This window comes from Vibrio sp. B181a, from assembly GCF_030248375.1.
In the GTDB taxonomy this organism is placed as follows: domain Bacteria; phylum Pseudomonadota; class Gammaproteobacteria; order Enterobacterales; family Vibrionaceae; genus Vibrio; species Vibrio campbellii.
In genome coordinates, this window is the sequence record NZ_JAHGAD010000027.1 from 163167 (window position 1) to 184802 (window position 21636).

Here is a 21636-nt window from a genome sequence, read left to right on the forward strand (position 1 = left end):
TCAAAAGACACGATTTAAGTATACGAAAAAGCCGAGGCGAACCTCGGCTTTTGCGCGTTTATTTTCTCAAGCTTTATTTTTGCTGTTGCGACGTCAAGTTTGCTGCTGCGACGTCAAGTTTGCTGCTGCGACATCAAGGCTTCGGCAGTTGCATCTTGAATCGATAAGAACAACGAGTTGATTTTCCCTGTTGGGGTTCGCATTGGGTTTAGCGTCACGTTTTGGTACATGAACTCTGCTTGTTGCGTCACTGGTCGAACATTTCGGCAACGGAACAGATATGGACGCTGACGCCACGTGATGAAGCTTCGACACCCCAAATCGTAAACAGGCTTAGTTTTCAATTTGAACCACTCTTGCGGGATCTCAGGGAAGATATCAAAGATCGAGCGCCCAATGGCTTCGTGAGATTGCAAGCCGCTGTGGTGCGTCATAAAGCCGTTCCACACTTGAACGTTATAGTCTTTATCGATCACAACTAAACCCATTTCGACATTCTGCACCATGTCGACCATCCAATGGAATTGTTCAAATTCTGCAGGTAAGTTCAGCATTAGAAGTCCTCCATTAGGTACGACAGTTTGTTATCCAGTAACGGCAGTGACTCATCAACAAACATAAACAGTAGATCACAACGGATAGAGGTGCCTTCAATGTTGTAGCTGACCTCGAATGTCATGGTTCGGCTAAATGCCCCTGTGGTTGATTCGATGATGGAATCAATGGAGATATGTTGTCCAAGCAATACTGGAGAGCTTTGGAAGAATCGCACCTCAGATTGCTCACCTAAACCATTTAAGAATGAACCGACTAAGATATTGGATATGTCCATCAACAACTCAAGCTCTTCTAACTCTTCGCTGTCCGCTGGCACCTTCATCAGTTTCTTAAGATCGGAAACGCTGGAGTCACTGAGAATGACCAGTGCCTCGCCTGCAATGCCTTCGCCACAAAAACCTTGGCAAACACCGGAGACGTTATCGTGAGAAGCTAAGTCTCGTAGCGCCATGTGCAGCTCACTGACTTCAAAGATATTCACGTTTGGAAGAGGGAGCTGAACAAACACATCAAAGTGGCGAGCTAGCGCGTCGGCCGCACGACCAATAGAGACGTTAGCCACTTCCATATAGATGTCGCGGCGACGCAGAATGGGTAATTCAATCGTGGTAGGAGTAATGACTTGGGGACGATCATTAGGCTCTATCAGCTCTTTTAACGTCGCCTTAAGCTCATCTTTACCAATCGGCTTTTGGATAAATGCTTTCGCACCGAGCGCAAAGACACGCTCTTTCGCTTTAGGTTGAATATCACCAGACACAACCACCACGGGCGTTTGGATCCCCAAGCGTTTCATATTTTCTAATGTTTCAAAACCGTCCATTTCTGGCATAGTGAGGTCGAGAAACATCAGCTTGAATTCTTTTTGCGCCAACTCTTCAAGCGCATTTTTACCATGGATGGCAAATGTCACGTCTGCATTCAATGTTGCTGGCAGTGATCTTGCCATCTGCTTGCGTGCTAACGCTGAATCATCACAGATGAGTACAGGAAAAGACATTCTACCACCTTTAATATTCAACAATCTGCGCAGGAGTCTAACAGATTGATACCGCCTATAATACGAAGAAACTGACGAGGAGTTTTTTCTTTGTTGTTTACCGGGTAAGCATACGCAATATGAATAGATGAGTGAACCAGTGAAACGAGAAAATCCCGAATTCCCTATACATTTAGTGACATTGCGCAGGAGTGATTAAAACTTCTACAGAGCTTGATACGCAAGGGGTTGCCTTTATCGACCCCAGCTCTTTCAACTGAATCGCAAACAAAAAAGGCACCCGATGAGGGCACCTTACTTTTCGTTTGATTATTGTGCTTTCTATGGCACACCGTGACCTTTTGATGCTACCCAAACTCGGTACCATTGCTCACGAGTGAGTTCAATGTTCAAAGCATTCACTGCTGCGTGAACACGCTCAATTTTACCAGAACCGATAATTGGCATTGGTTTAGAAGGTAAGCGACGAACCCAAGCGTAAATGACCTCATCAATACTGTTTGCGCCCACTTCTTCTCGAATAGCTTCCAGCTCGTTACGAACACGAACCGCTTGCTCTGTATCACCCGTGAAAATGGAACCACCACCCAAACATGACCATGCCATTGGACGAACACGATGTGTTTGAAGTAGGTCTAACGTACCATCGTGTGCCACTTCAAAATTCAGTGGGTTGATTTCCACTTGGTTAGTCACAAGAGGTTTGCTTAAACGAGATTGAAGAAGTTCGAATTGACGCGGCGTGAAGTTAGAAACACCAAAGTGCTTAACTTTACCCACTTTATGTAGCTCAGAGAACGCTTCTGCAACCTCATCTGCGTCCATCAACACGTCTGGACGGTGAATCAGTAGAACGTCAATCTCGTCGACTTTGAGTCTCTCAAGCGAGTTGTTCACGGATTGATAGATGTGTGCAGCGCTGGTGTCATAGTGGTTAATCTTACGCTCTGGCGTTTTGTCACCACATAAATTGATGTCGCACTTTGTCACGATCTGAATTTCCTCACGAACGCTCTTGTCTAGTGCTAATGCTTCACCAAACAACGCTTCACATTCGTAATTACCGTAAATGTCAGCATGATCAACGGTGGTAATACCTAACTCAATGTGTTGCTTTAGGAACGACAAACGCTCTTGCGCTGTCATGCCCCAATCTACTGCACGCCAATATCCTTGAACCAGCTCAGAAAACTCTGGACCGTTTGGTGCAGTCACTACTTTTGCAACCATGGGTTTCTCTCCTTTTCTTAATCTGCATTCATCCTAGTCTTGTTTTACCGCTTGCTCAACGGGTAAACTTTCGCAATTCGAACTGGAGTACGAAATATGTCTTTTGCCCAACGACTCGCCACGTTAATTGGCGAAGAAAGCATCAGCGGTTTTGCCCGACGCGTCGACGTCTCCGAGGCTTTAATTCGCAAATACCTCAAAGGAAGCGAACCCAGCTTAACCAAAGCCAACCAAATCGCAATGCGGGCCAATTGCTCATTGGAGTGGCTAGCCACCGGCTGTGGCTATTTATACCGTCAGGCAGAGGTTGTGGATATGGAAGCCTACAAACTTGCCTTCCAGCACGTCATGAGTGGAACGATCTCTCAGGTTGAAGAAACACAACATCGCAAACTGATTGCGGGTTACCAGTATCTGCGTGCTCATAAAAAGTCGGATGGATTTTTGGACGAGTCAGCAATGGCTACATTTTTAGCCTTGCACCATGAGAATAAAACGGAAACATCAGAGAGCTAAAGCATGGCACTTTAGAAACGAATCACCTCTAGCTCAATCATCTCGCCATCACTGTTTAAGGTGACGTTTAATCTTGGCGCTGGAGAACCAAACTCTTGTGCTAAAACCCAATCAATACGACGTGGTACTTGCTGAGGGTAGCGGTTGATAAATAGGACCAGTGCTTTATCGACCACTTCTGGCGAGTTGTGTTTTAATGCTTCAGCAACATCGTACTGCTCACCTTGTATTGCTATTCGCTTCATCACCAATCCATCTTTTCTCAGGTTCAGTATCAGCTCACTTAGATTTTGAGGTTGGTAGTCCGTGAGAAAGATAAGACGAATCGCTTTTGCCCTTGCGTTTGCTTCTCCATAGAGATGTTGCTGATAGTAGTGAAAGTCATCCAAACAGAATGCACCTGCACTTTCTTGCGCCTCACAGGTATACCACTCTCCGCCCTCTTGCAAAGTCTGTTGAACCTCAACGACAGATGCGTCCGATAATATAACTTGCCACCATGCCCCCTGCGCATAAGCAGTTTGCGTCAATAAACAGAGGGAGAGCAACGAACAAAAAGAAAAACGCAGCATGGCCTTACTATTAAGCTAACTCAAGAAGATGAATAAGAGCTTTATCTTTGCTGCAAGCCGAGCGAGAAGCAAGCTGCGATGTCGAATTTCAGGTACAAAAAAGCGGACCTTCTAGTCCGCATCAATCTTTGTACAAAGCCTAAACTGCGTAATCCATCACGCTGAGAACCATTACGACAAACAGAATATCATACCATTTAAATTTATCAACATTGCATTCTGTTTTTTGTAGGGAATGGAACGTTCAGGATCAAGCAGGCATTAAAAAGGCGCACAGTGCGTGCGCCTCTGCCTCGTGACTCAATCGTGAGTATGCGAATCGGGAAGACTATTGATGCGTCCCGAACAAATGACGAGGAATTTCTGTAGGGTTTGAATCCATCCAAATTGTGTGTAAAACCTCACATCCCTCCTTCTGAAGCAGTCATGTTGCTTTACACTTAAAGCATGGTTCATTTCGCTCAGAAAACAAGTTTTACTAATAAAAAAATAGCGTCGAATATGGGACCAATAGCACAATATTAATCAATATTTAGACAATTGATGCTTGAACCGCTCAATAGTGGAAAGCTAAATTGCATCTTTATTGATTAGGTCTAGACTCTCCGAGGCGTATAATTTCTTTCGTCCCTTCCAATTAGTAGTCTAGGAGAATCTGTTAATGACCAAACGCGAGAGAATTGTGAAATCTGTGTTAGCGCACGTACCGAAAGATGCGATTAACCAGTTTGTCTCTCGAGGGTCAACGCCAACATCATTTTCCGTCCTCTTTATGGCCGCGATTGTTGGTACGCTAGCAGGCCTTGTTGGAACCTACTTTGAAATCGCGGTTCACTTTGTATCCGAGACTCGTACCGAATGGCTAAAGAGCGAGATCGGTAGCGTACTGCCTTTGTGGCTCGCTGCAATTTTGATCAGTGGCGCGTTAGCGTTCATCGGTTACTACCTTGTTCACCGTTTTGCTCCTGAAGCATCTGGCTCAGGCATTCCTGAGATCGAAGGTGCAATGGATAACATTCGTCCAGTACGCTGGTGGCGAGTCATCCCTGTGAAGTTTTTCGGCGGTATGGGTGCACTTGGCTCAGGTATGGTACTAGGTCGCGAAGGTCCAACAGTACAGATGGGCGGTGCGGTTGGTCGTATGGTTACAGACATCTTCCGAGTAAAGGACGATGATACCCGTCACTCTCTATTGGCATCCGGTGCTGCCGGCGGCTTGGCGGCGGCATTTAACGCACCGTTGGCAGGCATCATGTTTGTGGTTGAGGAGATGCGCCCTCAGTTTCGTTACTCTTTGATTTCGATTCGCGCAGTGATCATCTCAGCCATCATGGCGAACATTGTGTTTCGAGCTATCAACGGTCAAGAAGCCGTTATCACCATGCCACAATACCAATCTCCTGAATTGCAATCGTTGTGGTTGTTCCTGCTTCTCGGTTCTTTGTTCGGCGTGTTTGGTGTTGTATTCAACAAACTGATAACCATTGCACAAGACAGCTTTGTTGCATTACATAAAAACGACCGTAAACGCTACCTAATCACAGGTACCATTTTAGGCGGCGTATTTGGTCTGTTGCTGCTTTACGTGCCACAGCTTACCGGTGGTGGTATTGGCTTGATCCCAGATATTACCAATGGTAATTACTCGATCTCGATTTTAGTCATGCTGTTCGTTGGTCGCGTGATTACCACCCTACTTTGTTTCGGCTCTGGTGCGCCTGGTGGTATTTTTGCACCAATGCTGGCGCTTGGTACTCTCTTTGGCTACGCATTCGGTGCCAGTGCAGACATGCTGTTGCCTTCACTGACTATCGAACCGGGTGTATTCGCAATTGCAGGCATGGGGGCGCTATTTGCAGCAACAGTGCGTGCACCGATTACTGGTATCTTGCTGGTTATCGAAATGACGAATAACTACTACCTAATCTTGCCACTCATTATTACCAGTTTGGGCGCAGTAATCGTAGCGCAGTTACTTGGCGGGCAACCGATTTACAGCCAGTTGCTACATCGTACGCTTAAAAATGACAAACTACGTCAACAAGACCTACCAGAAAACCAAGCATAAGTTGATATATCCAAGTAACTTCGAGATGCTTGGCTAAACAGGCTCCAAATTATCTTTCATAAAGAACCATGATTTGGAGCCAGTAATTTTGCATTTTTACATCTCTCTACAAAAATAACCTATCAAACTCACAAAATTCCCACTCTCTGATATTTACTTATAATAACTAAGGGTAAGAAGCCGTTAAACTTGTTAGTATTCGCGGCTCAAATTAGAGTAAATCACCCAATCTCGGAGTAGTTTTGAACTGGAGAAGACTTGTGCAGTTTTATAGTGTCCCGCCATCACAAGCGGCGCTGGCACTAGGCATGATAGGGCTTGGACAAGCTTGGGCTTTATATCTCCCAGAGATTGGTGAGCCAATCAGACCATTCCTTGCTGCACTCGGAGCACTGCTTCTTACCCCTGTTCTGCTGAAATACGCCACCAGCCCTCGCCTATTTATGGCGGACATCAAGCACCCTCTGAGCGGCAGCTTAATGGCTCCGATGAGTATGGCGTTACTCATGCTTTGCGACTACCTTGCTGCGGTTGCGCCCATCATAGCTTATCCACTTTGGTTTATGGCGGTGTTACTGCACTTTACGATGATGGTGTTGTTCTTTGGTTTCCAGATCATCAACTTCAAGATGTCGAACATTGTGCCAAGTTGGTTCTTATATCCTGTTGGTTTGATCAGCTCTTCCCTTGCAGGTTCTCAATTCGGCCATAATGTATTTTCTGAAACCTTGGCAATGATGTGTATTGGCATTTACTTCTTTATGTTGCCATTAGTCCTTTATCGCCTTGTGTTCTTTGGTTCTCTTCCGCGTCGCGCACGCCCAACATTGGCGATCATGGCAGCTCCGGTGAACTTGTCTTTAGCGGCTTATTTGGTCAACTTTGGCGAGCCAGATCCGATACTGACAGGCGCATTAGCAGGCATCGCCATCACTATGACGTTGTTGATTTACCTGTGTTATTTCCGTTTGATGCGCTTGAAGTTCCAGCCATCTATTGCTGCAGTTACCTTCCCTTCTGTTATCAGCGCGATTGCGATGCATCGTCTTACCACTTTTTTTGCAGAATCTTACCCACAGTGGCATTGGTTACATGATTTTGGATTTCTTGAATTAAGTGTTGCCACCGTGCTCGTGATTTGGGTTTCCGCTGGCTATGTAAAAATGTACTGGCCAGAACTCATCAGCACACCCTCCAAGCAAATGTAAAAAAGGATGGCGTTTGCCATCCTCTTAGAATATTGCTTTGTTACTTAGCGTAAACCGTGCAGAAACTCGGCACGCGTTGCTGGGTTGCTTTTGAAGATGCCACCCAATGCTGTTGTTGTCGTTTCGCTAGTTGCATCCATCACACCACGAGATTTCACGCAGTAGTGTGTTGCGTCAATCGTCACTGCCACATCATCAGACTCAAGCAACGTTTGAAGTGCAACAAGAATTTGCTGTGTCATACGCTCTTGAACTTGTGGACGCTGTGCGAAGAAGCGGACAATACGGTTGATCTTTGATAAGCCAATGATCTTGCCACGTGGAATGTAAGCCACAGCAGCTTTGCCATCGATGGTCACAAGGTGGTGTTCACAAGTGCTGGTCACTGTGATGTCCTTCACGCGAACCATCTCGCTCACGTTCATCTTGTTCTCAATCACCGTGATTTTCGGGAAGTTGGAGTAATCCAGACCGGAGAAGATTTCGTCAACGTACATCTTAGCAATGCGGTGAGGGGTTTCTTCTAGGCTATCGTCGGTAAGGTCAAGTTGAAGCAGACCTAAGATCTCACGCATGTGGTGTTCGATCTTCTCTTTCTTCTCTTCACGACTTACGTTGTTTGGACGCATTGGCGTTTCCAAACCGCGTTGCTCTAGCGCTTCTTTTACTAACTTCGCTGACTCGCTAAGACCTGACATTCCACTTCCTCTTTTGTTACTTCCGCTTTAATACAAACCCAACCAAAATTGCATTCATATTTTTCGCTTTGAGTTGCTCAGTTTCGTGTCTTTACACCAAGTCACATCAAATATAGGTACTGAGCTGATTTTATTGAGCTCCGCGGGCTTTTTACCCCTTTCGGATGGCTGACAAGGATACTCGGATTTTTGAATAATTACACCCATATTTTATAGGTGGACATTCTTACTCGGTCCCCTTTTTATGGTAAAGTTGCCACAAAACAAAAGAACACAGGACTTTCTTAATGGGCTGCTGCGACGCACCTGGCTTGATGCCAATTGAAGAAGCGATGGACAAAATGCTATCGCGAATCAAACCTATCCAAACTACGCTTTCTCTTCCACTTGCTGAAGCTCTCGGTTTTGTACTGGCAGAAGACATCTTGTCTCCTATTCACGTACCGCCATTCGATAACTCAGCAATGGATGGTTACGCAATTCGCATTCAAGATCTTGAGTCGTCTTCTGTATTGCCTCTAGCAGGTAAATCATTTGCAGGACAACCTTTTGAAGGTGAATGGCCACAAGGCACTTGTGTTCGTATCATGACTGGCGCCAAAATCCCTGAAGGTTGCGACGCCGTTATCATGCAAGAAAACACAGAAGTCACGGATGCTGGCATTCAGTTCAACCAAACTGACGTGAAACCGCAAAACAACATCCGCCCAACAGGTGACGACATCAAGCAGGGCGACATCGTGCTTGCACAAGGTGCGCGTTTAACACCTCGCGATATTCCGATGATTGCGTCTCTTGGTGTAAGCCATGTGACGGTAGTGCGTAAACCAAAAGTTGCTTTCTTCTCTACTGGTGATGAACTTAAACCACTGGGCGAACCATTAGACGAAGGTCAGATCTACGACAGCAACCGTTACGGTATTAAACCGCTTATCGAGAACTTCGGTTGTGAGGCGATTGATCTTGGCATCATTCCAGATTGCCCAGAGACTCTGAAAGCAACTTTTGAACAAGCGCAAACGTTGGCTGATGTCGTTGTTACCTCTGGTGGTGTTAGCGTCGGCGAAGCGGATTACACCAAAGACATTCTTGAAGAGCTTGGTGAAATTGGCTTCTGGAAGCTAGCAATCAAGCCGGGTAAACCTTTTGCATTTGGCAAGCTAAGTACAGCTTGGTTCTGCGGTCTGCCGGGTAACCCTGTTTCTGCCGTACTTACCATGTACGTGCTTGTTCAACCAATGCTGGCAAAACTTGCAGGCCATACAGAGTGGAAAGCACCTGAGTCTATTCCTGCAACAACCAAAACCGCCTTTAAGAAAGCACCGGGGCGTACCGATTACCAACGTGGTATCTACACATTGGAAGATGGCAAGTTTGTAGTTGAAACAACGGGTAACCAAAGCTCTGGCGCATTCCGCTCCATGAGCCTAGCGAACTGTTTTGTTGTGTTAGAGCGTGAGCGCGGCCGTGTTGAAGTGGGTGAAACGGTTCAGATCCAACTATTCAACTCAACCCTATACTAGGAAATCGTTGTGGATATTCTTTCCGATCAGGAAATGCTGCGTTACAACCGCCAAATCATTCTTCGTCAATTTGACTTTGAAGGGCAAGAGGCGCTCAAACAAGCGTCAGTATTGATGCTTGGTGCTGGCGGCTTAGGTTGTGCATCAAGCCAATATTTGGCCACTGCCGGTGTCGGTAAAATCACGCTGATTGATGATGATATCGTCGAGTTGTCTAACCTTCAGCGCCAAGTACTGCATCACGATGCGGATATTGGCCGTAAGAAGGTAGAATCGGCGGCAGATGCACTACGCGAACTTAACCCGCACATCATTGTAGATACCATCGCAAAGCGTCTTGATGATACAGAGCTAAAAAGCTTGATCGAGCAGCACACAATTGTTGTTGATGCATCAGATAACGTAGATACGCGTAATCAACTTAACCGCCTATGTTTTGCGACCAAAACACCGCTAATTTCAGGCGCCGCCATTCGCATGGAAGGCCAAGTGAGCGTGTTTACTTACGATGACCCAGCGCAACCATGTTACCAGTGCTTGAGTGCCCTTTTTGGCAGTGGCGCATTAAGCTGTGTCGAAGCCGGAGTCATGGCGCCTGTTGTTGGTATTGTTGGCGCAGTACAAGCGATGGAAGCGATTAAAGTGATAGCTGATTACGGCCAACCAAAGAAAGGCAGAATTCTGATTTTGGATGCGCTCAGCATGTCTTGGCGAGAAATGAATCTGATGAAAATGCCAACCTGTCCGGTTTGCAACTAGTAGGTTTGCAACTAACCACCTTATATCAATAAGCCCGCTTTTGCGGGTTTATTTTTGACTTCTGCAAAACAAAAAAACCGCCCGATAAGGGCGGAAAGTCAGCTAGGCGACTGAACAAACAAAGGAACTTTAAATACTAAGACCAACTCACTTCACACACTAAGCCACTCTCATATTCATTTCTCAGGTCGATGCCCGTTCGATAATCGACGATATCTTCAATAGTGAGAACTGGCATTCCATGACGCCTTGCAAACTCAATGGTCTCTGGCAGTTTCGCCATGGTTCCATCAGGGTTAGTCAGTTCACAAAGGATCCCTGACGGGACTAAGTTTGCTAGATACATCAAATCGATCGTACCTTCGGTATGACCTCGACGGGCCAACACGCCATTTGTTTTCGCAACCAGTGGAAAAACATGGCCTGGTCTTGCTAAATCTTCTGGTTGAGCATCAAAATAAGTGGCCGTTTTAACCGTTGTAACGCGATCTTTCGCAGAGACCCCTGTCGTCACTCCTTCTTTCGCTTCAATCGAAACCGTAAAAGCGGTCTGGTTTTTACTGCGATTATCTTTCACCATAGGAGGAAGCTCTAACCAATTGGCGCGTTCCTCCGTTAAGCACAAACACACGATGCCGCTGCATTCACGAATCATGAGTGCCATTTGCGCTTCGGTAAGATGCTGTGCAGAGAAGATAAGGTCACCTTCGTTCTCGCGATCCTCATCATCCATTAATAGAACACCAAGGCCATTTTTCAGAGCCTCAATCGCTCTTTCTACCCTTTGTACTGGAGTGCCAAACTCATCTAGTAGTGACGTTGAGCTCATCGTTTCTTCTCCTTGATAATGATTACAAATAAGCGAACGCGTCCGCGTAAAGTTGCTCTGGTTCTGCCCCTCTTTTGTCACAGAACCAATCACGAGCCACTTCAACCATTTTGCAAGGACCACACAAGTAGATATCGAACTCAGATAAATTACGGAAATCACTCATCACACACTCCAACACCTTTCCTTGCTTAGCGTACTGGGGACAGGTTGATATTTCAGTAACTGGCACGTAACTGACGTTTTTGTTTTCAAGCGCAATATCCACCAGTTCGTCATGCACATACAGGTTATCCATATCCTTAGCACCCCAATAGACGTAAATCGGCTGGGTAAACCCTTGCTCCAAGCTATTTTTCAAAATACTTAGGGTGTAAGACATTCCGGTCCCGCCTGCGACCAATAACAAGGGTTTGACACTCTCATCACGCAGCCAAGCGTCGCCTCGTGCCTCACTGACTTCAACCATGTTTCCGCAGATCCACGAATTAGTGAGTTCTTCCATCACAAGCGTATTTTTCTTGCTGATATCTGAGCCACCAATATGGAGTTCTAAAAACGCACCATTAGAAGGACACGAGGCTATAGAAAACGGTAAACTACCAAAGCTTAAACTGACGTTAATGTACTGCCCTGCCCTAAATTCAAAAGGCTGATCCGGCTTGAGCAACACTCGGAATATGAAGCTAGTTAACGGCTCAATTTTTTCTATCGAACATAACATGTCAGTTGCCTCCTTCATTCTTAGCGGTAAACGCTTGAGACATACTGAGAGCACACCCCTTCATACCTCGCGTCTTAACTCTTCTAACGATCTCAATAGTAGTTCCCGGGCGATCGCCTTCTTCTTCTCGCACAATGCCGATGTCATCCGTCACTAGAAAACATGGATAGCTGACTGCCGAGGCATCCATATAGCTCATCAGTCCTGGCTGGCCATGCGGAAGCGGCTTTAATGTTTTAGGATCCAGAGCTCTTGCAAAGACCCAGGGCGGTACACGCTTTTTGTGTTCTGTATCTTCAAAAAAGCAGGTGTTCAGTTCAACTTGATTAAATGTGTCTCGAATCTGCTCTGCGCTTTCTAAGGTAAAAGTCTCACACAAAAGTTGGTTGAACTCGTCTCTATCGAGCGATTGATCCTGATGTTTTTTCCAGCCGCCGCCAGTGATGATGTAAAGATCGCGACCACCATTGAAAATTTGACCTTGCTCGCGCATGAAACAACACAGTAGATAGATAAAATAAGGAGGGCCGATAAGACAAATGGTTTTACCAGACTGCTTAATACGATTCATATTGGCTAGCGTCGCCTCAAAGTCGATCTCATCCTCAGTGACAGTAAATGCGGTCGGATAAAGGAGCTCGACTAAGCTCATGACGTACTTGAACCAAATATTGTTGGCATTAAAGCGATCTGGGCCCAAGTTCACCAACTCCATCTGATGGTCAAACCAATCACCTACGTAATTCATACCGAAATTTACAGAGCCAAGAAGCCGTTCAATACTGAGTCTATCTCGTGCGACAATACTTTTGATGCCACTAGTACCGCTGCTAGTAAAGCGATTCTCAACCTCGTCATCGTCAAGTGTTAATAGGGTCTTCAACTTAAAAATAGAAGTAGGGAAAACGGGGATCTCGTTGAGATCTTCCACCACCTCTCCGACTCCCAGCCTCTCGCAGAACTGACGATAGTCGTCATTATTGTGGTAATGGTATTGATATGCCCCTTTAACAAGGCGAGATGTCAGCTGTTTTTGTTCCTGCAATGACCATTGCTGAGGAGTTCCCATGAAAATCAAGTCATCGATTTCTGTGCTCGCTGCGATATTTTCCTGCTTAACCGCTGAAAGTACGTCCATATAAATGCCTCTATTAGTTAGCGCTATCGCGCGAAAAGAATGGTGATATAAGGGGCATAGCTGCCCCTTCAGCATCAGTTAAACGTTACGAGTGGTATTTAACGATGTTGGCGTTTACCACATCGATAACCGCTCTTTGCTGCGCTTTATCTTCCATCGACTCAAAAGACATCAATAGGTCCGCGGCACCACAACACTCAATCGCAACTCGCGCTGCCTGAGTACTTTCTTCATAAGTACCGATGGCATTTTCTGACAACAGCTCTGCCATTTTTTGCTCAAAGTCGGTATTTGGGTAAGATTCACGGACAAACTCTTCCAAATACACGCATGCTTCTGCCCTTGCTGCTTCACCATCTACATTTTGGTTGACCAGCAGCGTCAGCTTGTGTCGAACCTGACTAACATCGACACCATGTGCCTGAGCAACTTCGTGGTACAAACCGGCGTATTCTTTTCTTTGCGCGTTTGAGTCGTCCCATTTAAACACGAGTGGAAGCCCTAACTTAGCCGCCCATTCAACCACTTCTTTGCTCGTCGCATTCACAAATTGCGCAGGACCGCCTTCAGTGAACGCGTGTGGGTTAACAGAGATTTTAGGAAAACTATAAAAATCATTGTTTGGATGGCAGTACCCAGTAGTGAATGCATCATTGATGATCTTGTGACACTCACTGAACAACTGAAACTGAGAATCCGTTGGTCGATTAAAGAAGCGCATATCTGCACTCTTTTCACAATCACTAAAGCCAAAGACAAAACGGCCTTCACTCATTTGGTCGAGTAGACACGCTTCTTCCGCCACACGTACTGGATGATGTGTAGTAATAACGTGATTCAACGAAGCCACTTTGGCGTTCTTTGTCATACCAAGTAAAAAACCAGCCACTGTTAATGGGGCACCAACCACACCATTGTTCGAGAAATGGTTTTCGTAAACAGCCAACGTGTCAAACTTCAACTGATCTACGTAATGTGCGGTATCTAACATTTCTTCGATGACTTGATCAGAAGAACGCTTTGAATTCATAAAATTGAGGAAGAATAATCCAAATTTCATGTCTCTTTCCTTTTAGAAAATATTAATTACTGTTTTTCTTTGAGATATGGCATCACATCGGACTGGAATAGCTTCATAGATGCGATAATTTCTTCTTCAGAACCATTTGCTTCAAAACCACAACAAATATTGTCAATACCCGTCGCATCGATATCTTGCTGGATAATCGCGATACACTCTTCAGGCGTCCCTACTGGGTTGATTTCGTAGCTATAATCAATTCGGCGGTTGGTGTCTTTGTGGCCTTTCAAGACAAAATCGCGCCATTGGCCTTTATTGAAGTCGTAGCCTTTTGTTTGGTCAGAGTCGTCAAAAATCTTGGTGGCATTCACGTATGAGTCGTACCAATGACCCAAGAAGTTGCGGCAAATATCTTTGGCTTTATTTGAGTCATGATCGACGGAGGTGATGTAAGACAAACAGTGGTCAATCTTAGTCACATCGTAGCCATGTTCAGTCGCGACTTCGTTGTAAAGATCAAGCTGCGCTTTCTTCTCGTGAGTGTTGATGATCCAGCTTAGAATCATTGGTAGGCCACGCTCTGCAGCCCATTCTGTCGTTGATGCTGACTCCGCGACGACATAAACAGGAGCGCCACCTTGTGTGTAAGCCGATGGATTCAGTTGGATTTTCGGGAACTTAATATGCTCGTTATCCGCCGCGATATAGCCTTCATTGAAGCCTTCTTTCATCAAGTCATACCAACAATCCATTAAGGCTCGGCTGTTATCCATGTCTGTACCAAAGACACGGAAATCTTTGTCGTACAAACCGCGACAAATACCAAAACGGAATCGTCCTTTTGACATTTGATCCAGTAGGTTTACGTCTTCTGCTTGTCGAACCGGATGGGCAGTCGGCAATACGATGGCTGCGGTGCCAACATTGAGCTTTTCTGTCGCACCTAATAGATGTGCGGCAGCAACATAAGGATTCCCTAACAACCCAAATTCAGTGAAGTGGTGCTCTAGTAACCAAACAGTGTCGAAACCACAACCTTCAGACGCTTTGCCCAGATTAACCAATCGCTTCATCACTTCGGTCTGAGATAGCTCAGGTGGCTGATAAGTGAGAAGGAAGTTTCCAAATTTCATAACATTTCCTTATTTGTTGGTATTACGATAAGACCTAAGCCATTTCTGGCGTACGGCTTTCAATTTCCGCTTTCAAGCGACGTTCATTCACAGTCGCGATGGTGAGTTGTTCAAAATCAGGCTCGATAAAGTCGACGTCGATTTCTAAGCTGCCTCCATCCATTGCTATGGCGGCTTTGGTGACGGATTGGTAGAAATTACGTAACACGACCAAGTTTTCACCCAAGTCATGAGAGCTACCAAGCAAGGAGTAGAGCTTGCAATGCCCACTGCGGATATGCGCTAACATGTCATAGACTTCTTCTTGCTTAACCCAATCATCGTTGTTAGCGGTAAAGGCGATTAAAGGAACCGAGGTATTGGCTACTTTGTCGAGAGTAGAATCTAAGGTATCCCAGTGATGCTCGAAGCAGTCGCGAACGAACACTTCAGAACCAAGCTTATGGCCTTCAAAATCAAGATCGTTTGGTAGCTCATCGATAGGCAAACTGAGGTAATCAAAACCAAGCGCTTTTTCTAGTGTGTCACGCAAGTTCACCACGCCAACCGCAGTAATCAGAAAAGACAGCTCAAGGTCAGAGATAACTTCATAGGCGACACGAGCTGAGAGACTTGCCGCAATCAAGCCAATGTTTTGTGTACCCTTGGTCTGCAGCCAGTGATAAACAGTGCACAAACTATTTTTGCCCGTCGTCATGGTGAATTCATCAATCGAACCCGAGCTGAGCCCCACATGATGAAGAGAGTCATAACGGAACACATGGAAACCATTTTCAGATAGATACTCGGCCAACCCAGCAAAGTGATCCATTCTTCTGGCAAAACCAGAAGCAATTAAAATGGTGCTATTTTTAGAAGGCACATTTTCTTTTGGGGGCGTTTCCCAGACGTGAAGTTCCTGACCATTGTTCACGCGCAACACGTGTGCAATAGTCTTGCATTGATTATTCATTGTAAATTTCCTTATTTAAGGGATGAAAACCAAGAATTTATCTTCTTCAAGAAAGCGGGTTTGCTCTATTTCGACAGATACATCCTTAGTGGTGAAGTTATATGGTCTTTCATGAGAAACAAATCGAACTAAACGTTGAAGTGGACGCATTGCATCATGTGCGCCACCAGCTCTAAATATATTATTCATCCCAGATTCAACGATTCTTTCTACTCCTTTTGCGGCGAATGCATCTCGATATTTCTTGGAAGATTCCCATGGATAAAAAGAAATCGTTTGTGTTTGATGTTTTTCTATATATTGAACAACATCATCAACCTTATTTATTTTGTGGACATAAACGCAACGACTTAATGGATGGTTATATTCAACCCCGGGCTCTGACTCGATGATCATCCAGTTATTTTCCGGTTCTGATATAACTTTTAACCCAGAAAATTGACACTCAAGACGAGTCATAGAAAATAAAGCTTCATCATCAAAACTTTGCTTTGATTTTGGTAAAACTTCTTGATAAAGATTCAGTTTTTCAACAAGTTTTGATTTAAATTCTTCATACTTATCTCCAGAAAAATAAATATTCTGAGTCGAAAAGCAGGCATTTTGGTCATAAAAGCAAATATCATGAGCAACACCCGAGGCGGCTTCTTCTAGATCGGCTGGATGGTCTAACACGGTAAAACTCTTCTTTGGACCAAACTTCAAAACATCGATGTGTGAAGGAGAATGCTTAACCGCCCAATCAATGGCATCTCGGCCCCCCCAAGCAACCACTGCATCCATATGACTGAGTAACTCTTCAGCGAGTGTCGTATCCGATGTATGAGGCCAATACAATACGGAAATAGAACGAGAAATAGGATGGTTGGGATCGACGTCAATAAAGCTCATCGCTAGCGCATGGGCAGTAAATGGATCCGATGCTGACATTCTCACAATACATTGGTTTCTCGTCAGTATGCCTCGTAGTATTGAGGTCACACCGGAGAGAGGAACGTTCCCCGCAAGCAAATGCATCGTGCGTCCTTTAGGAAAAGCCCTCACATAACACTCACCCTGCGGTAACCATTCATCTTGTATATGCGTAGAGCCAAGTTCGGTATCAATAATGTCGTAGAGCGCACTCTTGGAACAAAGGATCATTGCAATCCAATTTGCTTCGAGTTTCGCCATTTGTGGTGAATACCCCAAATAAGTAATAAGAGACCGAATATATGCCCTTCTTCTTGAATACTCTTCGCTCTTCCAACGCTGCCCTGTTGTATAAAGAAAGTTGATGATGTTATTTATATTTAGATCATTTAAATAATCATGAGTCACCATCTGAGTTAAATGAACATGATTAAAGGAATCAATCTTAACTTTTTTTTCTTCAAAACTGATCTCAAATCGATTTTCTTCAGTAGAAACTATTTGCCCATTTATTATTAAAGGTAAGTGTTTTTCCATATCAAGAGCTTCTCCTTTGAATTTGAAAAAACATTAATATCTTGGGTTATTTTTTTAAAGTTAATTAACAACTTTTAACCAAATGCATTAAGCAGATCAAAATAATGAGAAGCATTATCATTTAATCTAATTATAGTTTGCCTTATTTATAATTAGCCATAACATTTAACAAACAACAAAATTTCAAACACTTTAGTTTTTTATTTTGTCAGTGCGATTAAACACTAAAGCAACCATACTCATAAATATTGCATAAATTATTAATGTTATTTGTAACACTATAAATAAGTAATGGTATTTAAGTGGTTGCTGCTACTAGAGTTAATTGTAATTCTTCAATAATATCCTCTCACCTAGATAGCACTTTCAGTGAAAAAGTATGGACTTCATAAGAAACCACAAGTGGGATCGTTCCCAGATACGTGCGAGCTAGATAGGTGACGGGGTACGTGCGCAGATCTTGGCAAGACAGCGGTTTTGAAAACCGCTTAAACCGAGTGTCATTTTGAGATTCATATTAAAAATAGTGGTGAACGTATATTTAAAGTATTGATATGCCAAACGTTACCGGTTGGTACGTTCCTTTCATTGCATATATCACCAACCAACGAGAGGGCGAATTATGAAAGGGATATCATTGTTACTTGGGACTCTGATGGCGAGCACTTACGCTCAAGCCACGCCATTCGATACTTGCCCAAGCAAAGCATTCCTATTTCAGTCAACCCCGGTTCAAATCTATAGCGTCAACTTGGTTACGGGCTCTACTACTCTATTAGAAGATGACACAGGTTTAGCGTCAGGTATTAACGGCGTGGGTTTTGACTTCACTGACCGTTACATTTACGGCTATGACACTACAAACAAGAAAATCGTTCGATTAGGTAAAGACTTTCAAGCTGAAACACTCAGTGTTTCGGGTCTGCCTACCGACCACACTTTCTTTGTGGGTGACGTCTACAATCACGTTTACTATTTGTACCGTAAAGGGAAAGGTCTATTCTCCATTGACCTCTCCCCACTAGATTCTGATCCAAACGCGACGCTAAACATAGTTAGAATCACCTCAACAGCCAGCGTTAACCTGACAGACTTTGCTTTCCACCCGGGTGACGGCTCACTCTACGGCATTGATAACAACTCAGGCATCCTATACGAATTCGACCCAAGCAATGGCAACGCGACTGCCATTGGCGATACTGGTGAGTTAGGCACATTTGGTGCTGGCTATTTTGATGTGAATGGCAACTATTATGTCTCACGCAACCAAGACGGTAAGATCTATCGATTGGACTTATCTGAAGATAACGCAGCCAACATTGCTGCTGGTATTGTTCCAGCAGTTGAATTTGTCTCTAACGGTCCAAGCTCAAGCCAAAACGATGGTGCCCGTTGCGCGAATGCTCCAGTGATTGATGAAGACGACCCCATCGATTTTGGTGACGCTCCTGATAGCTACAGCACAACACTTGCTTCCAATGGGCCACGCCATGAAGTCGATGATGTCACTTGGTTAGGTGCTGTCGCGCCAGATGGTGACGCTGACGGTCAAGCCAATGACAACTCTGTGGGCACGGCCGATGAAAATGGCGTCGGTTTTGTTTCAGCACTCGATCCGGGCTTAAGCTCCATCATCAATGTCACAGCATCCACATCTGGGTACCTATCTGCTTGGTTTGATTGGAACCGCGATGGCGACTTCGATGATGCAGGCGAACAAGTCTTTACCGATGAGCTGCTCTCTGCGGGTAATAATCCTCTGCCATTCGTGGTCTCCACTGCCGCTACTGAGGGCGCGAGCTGGAGCCGATTCCGCTTTAGCCAACAAACGGGTTTGAACTATTATGGCGGCTCTACATCTGGTGAGGTAGAAGACCATCCAATTACCATTACTGGTAATGGATACACAGTAGAATACTTCCCAAGCGCAGAAGATTACGCGACCGTCGCTTATGAAGACAACTGGCCATACACTGCTGACTACGACATGAACGATGTAGTAGTGAAGTTCCGTATTACCGAAACCAGCCTTGCAGGTCACGTTGAAAATATCCACATTACCGGTGACTTAGCCGCTTACGGCGCGGGTTACAAAAACGGCTTCGCAATCCGACTCCCTGGTGTTTTAAGAAGCGCTATTGAGAATGGACTCACTACCCTATCCTTCAATGGTGTGGAACAAGCATCAAACGGTTTGGAAAGTATTTCTAACGAGGCGATTTTCATCATCAGTGAAGACTTGAGCACGCACGCCACAAGCAGCTGTAGCTATTTCAGAACTGAGTCTGGTTGTGATGACAGTGTTTCACTTACCTTTACTCTGAATGTCTACTTCACCGAAGATTCTGACCGCTCAGCCATTCAAGCTATGCCATACGACCCGTTTATCTTTGCAACTCCGGGGACCTACCATGGCGATGGCATTACGTTCCAACCAGGTCGCAAGTGGGAAGTACATCTCGCTGACCAGGCACCAACAGAACAATTTGATGACCAAAACCTCTTCGGCGTTGGCGTTGATGCAAGTGACCCTGCACAAGGTAAGTACTTCAAAACCGCCAACAATTTACCATGGGCGCTATTGATAGTAGAGGATTGGAGTTGGCCTCTTGAGCGTGTCGATATGGTGGATGCTTACCCACAATTTCGAACTTGGGCAGAATCTGCTGGCGAACAAAGCACTGACTGGCACACGGCTCCAGCACCAAACAAAAGCTACATTCCATAGGAGATAACAGCCACCCAGCGCCTCCGAAAAATACCCAAGCAAAGTTGCTTCTGTTCCACTCGATAAAGGGACAGCCAACATTGACTTTAACGTCTCTGATAGCCAAGGCAGCCTGCTTGTTGAAATTTGGTTCTATGATGGCAGCGACCCAATCCAGAAAGTCATTACTTCTGGTGACAGTTCTTGGGTCATGTAGCCAAATAGGAGTAAGGTCTAGAAAACGACCTTCCAATATAATTCCTCACTCTTTTACTTCAAAATCGCATCGTTCTTTTGAACATGCGATTTTTTTGTTGTAAAACAGTAGGGTTACTCATTTGACGGGAAAATACGTTGGACAATCCGAAAACCTTCATTTTGGTCTTTGTTGCTGCCATCGTCGCATTATGTCTGGCTCTGTGGCTAACATCTTCTGATGAAACACAGACCATTACCGCAACCGTCATTTCAAATACGTTAACGCAATCACTCGATGGTCAAAGACGTTATCTAACGATTGAATCGGAAGAATCAGGAATCAAACGCGTCGCTGTACCAACTTCCACCCATTGCCCTAAAGGTGCATTGGCAACATTCAGCCAACCAACAGATTCACTCTTCGAGCAACCGCTCACGTTTTTAAGCTGTGAATAAGCTTACTCTTCACAGTTATTTAAGGCGCCATACTACTTTGAGGAAACAAAAGACGATGCAAGCACTGATCAGTACTGAAGAACTTAATAGCCTACTCGGCCAACCTAACGTCAAACTCCTCGACGCGAGTATTGCGTTTCAAATCCCTTCAGAAGGCGAAAAAGTTAAAGATAAGTGGCTTCCTAATTCCCTACGCTTTGATTACGACAACGACTTTTGCTTACCTGATTCATCTCTGCCACATATGATGCCAACAGAAGAAGGCTTCAACCAAAGCGCGCAACAGCTCGGATTGAACAACGAAGATTTGATCGTGGTATACGACAACTCAGGGACACTTGCCGCACCAAGAGCATGGTGGATGTTCAGAGCAATGGGTCATGAGAATGTTCGAGTTCTGAATGGCGGTCTTCCCGCTTGGATTAAAGCCGGGTTTTCTGTTACGAGTGCTTTATCGCAACCAAGCGGAAAAGGAAACTTTTCAGGCAAGCTCAACCAAGAAGCGTTTTCGAACGCCCAAGCTGTGCTTGCTCATTCGAATAACCAAAGTGCAAACATCATCGATGCAAGAGCCAAAGCTCGTTTCCTTGGTGAAGTGCCAGAACCACGAGAAGGGCTACGCAGTGGGCATATTCCAAATTCGGTTTGCTTACCGTTTCAAGAACTCTTAACCAACGGTCACATTAAACCGAATTCAGAGTTGCAACAGATATTTAGCGCACTAACAATAGATAGTGATAATTCAATCATTTTTAGTTGTGGCTCCGGTGTAACCGCATGCATTTTGTTACTTGCGGCGTATCAAATTGGTCTGAACAACCTGTCGGTGTACGACGGTTCTTGGACCGAATGGGGTGCAGACCATTCTCTACCTATCGAGCGTTAAGGCTAGGAAGT

Annotated in this window: 20 protein-coding genes; 8 read left to right on the forward strand and 12 right to left on the reverse strand. The window is 44.9% G+C overall.

Going from position 1 to position 21636, the window contains the following annotated elements; translation table 11 throughout:
* Positions 1–113: 113 nt before the first annotated feature.
* The 3 genes from KIO97_RS13955 to KIO97_RS13965 all read right to left on the reverse strand — a co-directional run bounded on the left by KIO97_RS13955 (position 114) and on the right by KIO97_RS13965 (position 2788).
* Complete coding sequence (locus KIO97_RS13955; protein WP_285383054.1) at positions 114–554, reverse strand: PAS domain-containing protein; 441 nt, start codon at positions 552–554, stop codon at positions 114–116.
* The gene (locus tag KIO97_RS13960; protein WP_005425987.1) at positions 554–1558 is read right to left on the reverse strand and encodes a response regulator; all 1005 of its coding nucleotides are present in this window, start codon (positions 1556–1558) and stop codon (positions 554–556) included. The genes KIO97_RS13955 and KIO97_RS13960 overlap by 1 nt, the downstream gene beginning before the upstream one ends.
* 321 nt (positions 1559–1879) lie before the next feature.
* On the reverse strand, positions 1880–2788 hold the full coding sequence (locus KIO97_RS13965) for an aldo/keto reductase family oxidoreductase (RefSeq protein WP_282252548.1): 909 nt from the start codon (positions 2786–2788) through the stop codon (positions 1880–1882).
* Between the two features lie 96 nt (positions 2789–2884).
* On the opposite strand from KIO97_RS13965, the gene KIO97_RS13970 reads away from it, so the two are divergent.
* Positions 2885–3304, forward strand: a complete 420-nt coding sequence (locus KIO97_RS13970) for a helix-turn-helix transcriptional regulator (protein WP_012129711.1) — start codon at positions 2885–2887, stop codon at positions 3302–3304.
* Between the two features lie 11 nt (positions 3305–3315).
* Here KIO97_RS13970 and KIO97_RS13975 read toward each other — a convergent pair whose 3' ends face one another.
* Entirely contained in the window at positions 3316–3876 is a 561-nt protein-coding gene (locus KIO97_RS13975) for a hypothetical protein (RefSeq protein ID WP_285383058.1), read from the reverse strand.
* Positions 3877–4537: 661 nt separating this feature from the next.
* On the opposite strand from KIO97_RS13975, the gene clcA reads away from it, so the two are divergent.
* Positions 4538–5944, forward strand: coding sequence for a H(+)/Cl(-) exchange transporter ClcA (gene clcA / locus KIO97_RS13980; RefSeq protein WP_038888437.1), 1407 nt, complete (start codon positions 4538–4540; stop codon positions 5942–5944).
* A 260-nt stretch (positions 5945–6204) separates the two neighbouring features.
* Positions 6205–7152 (forward strand): TDT family transporter, encoded by a 948-nt coding sequence (locus tag KIO97_RS13985; RefSeq protein ID WP_285383060.1) that lies wholly within the window; start codon positions 6205–6207, stop codon positions 7150–7152.
* Positions 7153–7196: 44 nt separating this feature from the next.
* Here the strand turns inward: KIO97_RS13985 and folE are convergent, their stop codons facing one another.
* On the reverse strand, positions 7197–7850 hold the full coding sequence (gene folE / locus KIO97_RS13990) for a GTP cyclohydrolase I FolE (RefSeq protein WP_005373478.1): 654 nt from the start codon (positions 7848–7850) through the stop codon (positions 7197–7199).
* Between the two features lie 287 nt (positions 7851–8137).
* Here folE and moeA point away from each other — a divergent pair, with 287 nt between their 5' ends.
* Positions 8138–9373, forward strand: a complete 1236-nt coding sequence (gene moeA / locus KIO97_RS13995; protein WP_045458392.1) for a molybdopterin molybdotransferase MoeA — start codon at positions 8138–8140, stop codon at positions 9371–9373.
* Positions 9374–9382: 9 nt separating this feature from the next.
* Positions 9383–10132 (forward strand): molybdopterin-synthase adenylyltransferase MoeB, encoded by a 750-nt coding sequence (gene moeB / locus KIO97_RS14000; protein WP_285383062.1) that lies wholly within the window; start codon positions 9383–9385, stop codon positions 10130–10132.
* Positions 10133–10268: 136 nt separating this feature from the next.
* On the opposite strand, the gene ribB is transcribed toward moeB, so the two are convergent.
* The 7 genes from ribB to KIO97_RS14035 form a co-directional block, all read right to left on the reverse strand.
* A complete protein-coding gene (gene ribB / locus KIO97_RS14005) occupies positions 10269–10961 on the reverse strand; it encodes a 3,4-dihydroxy-2-butanone-4-phosphate synthase (RefSeq protein WP_038888442.1) in 693 nt (230 codons plus the stop codon).
* 22 nt (positions 10962–10983) lie between these two features.
* A complete protein-coding gene (gene fre, locus KIO97_RS14010) occupies positions 10984–11685 on the reverse strand; it encodes an NAD(P)H-flavin reductase (protein ID WP_043882945.1) in 702 nt (233 codons plus the stop codon).
* A gap of 1 nt (position 11686) precedes the next feature.
* The gene (locus KIO97_RS14015; protein ID WP_045379925.1) at positions 11687–12823 is read right to left on the reverse strand and encodes a long-chain-fatty-acid--CoA ligase; all 1137 of its coding nucleotides are present in this window, start codon (positions 12821–12823) and stop codon (positions 11687–11689) included.
* A gap of 85 nt (positions 12824–12908) precedes the next feature.
* Positions 12909–13883 carry an alkanal monooxygenase gene (locus KIO97_RS14020; protein ID WP_285383066.1) on the reverse strand — a complete coding sequence of 325 codons (975 nt, stop codon included), beginning with the start codon at positions 13881–13883 and terminating at the stop codon, positions 12909–12911.
* Positions 13884–13909: 26 nt separating this feature from the next.
* The gene (locus KIO97_RS14025) at positions 13910–14977 is read right to left on the reverse strand and encodes an alkanal monooxygenase (RefSeq protein ID WP_045371743.1); all 1068 of its coding nucleotides are present in this window, start codon (positions 14975–14977) and stop codon (positions 13910–13912) included.
* Between the two features lie 34 nt (positions 14978–15011).
* Positions 15012–15929, reverse strand: a complete 918-nt coding sequence (locus tag KIO97_RS14030; protein WP_038888448.1) for an acyl transferase — start codon at positions 15927–15929, stop codon at positions 15012–15014.
* A 15-nt stretch (positions 15930–15944) separates the two neighbouring features.
* On the reverse strand, positions 15945–17378 hold the full coding sequence (locus KIO97_RS14035; protein WP_285383069.1) for an aldehyde dehydrogenase family protein: 1434 nt from the start codon (positions 17376–17378) through the stop codon (positions 15945–15947).
* A gap of 622 nt (positions 17379–18000) precedes the next feature.
* On the opposite strand from KIO97_RS14035, the gene KIO97_RS14040 reads away from it, so the two are divergent.
* The 3 genes from KIO97_RS14040 to KIO97_RS14050 all read left to right on the forward strand — a co-directional run bounded on the left by KIO97_RS14040 (position 18001) and on the right by KIO97_RS14050 (position 21625).
* Complete coding sequence (locus tag KIO97_RS14040; protein WP_285383071.1) at positions 18001–20106, forward strand: LruC domain-containing protein; 2106 nt, start codon at positions 18001–18003, stop codon at positions 20104–20106.
* 333 nt (positions 20107–20439) lie between these two features.
* A complete protein-coding gene (locus tag KIO97_RS14045; protein ID WP_005425945.1) occupies positions 20440–20739 on the forward strand; it encodes a hypothetical protein in 300 nt (99 codons plus the stop codon).
* A 55-nt stretch (positions 20740–20794) separates the two neighbouring features.
* The gene (locus KIO97_RS14050) at positions 20795–21625 is read left to right on the forward strand and encodes a sulfurtransferase (protein WP_285383072.1); all 831 of its coding nucleotides are present in this window, start codon (positions 20795–20797) and stop codon (positions 21623–21625) included.
* Positions 21626–21636: the final 11 nt, after the last annotated feature.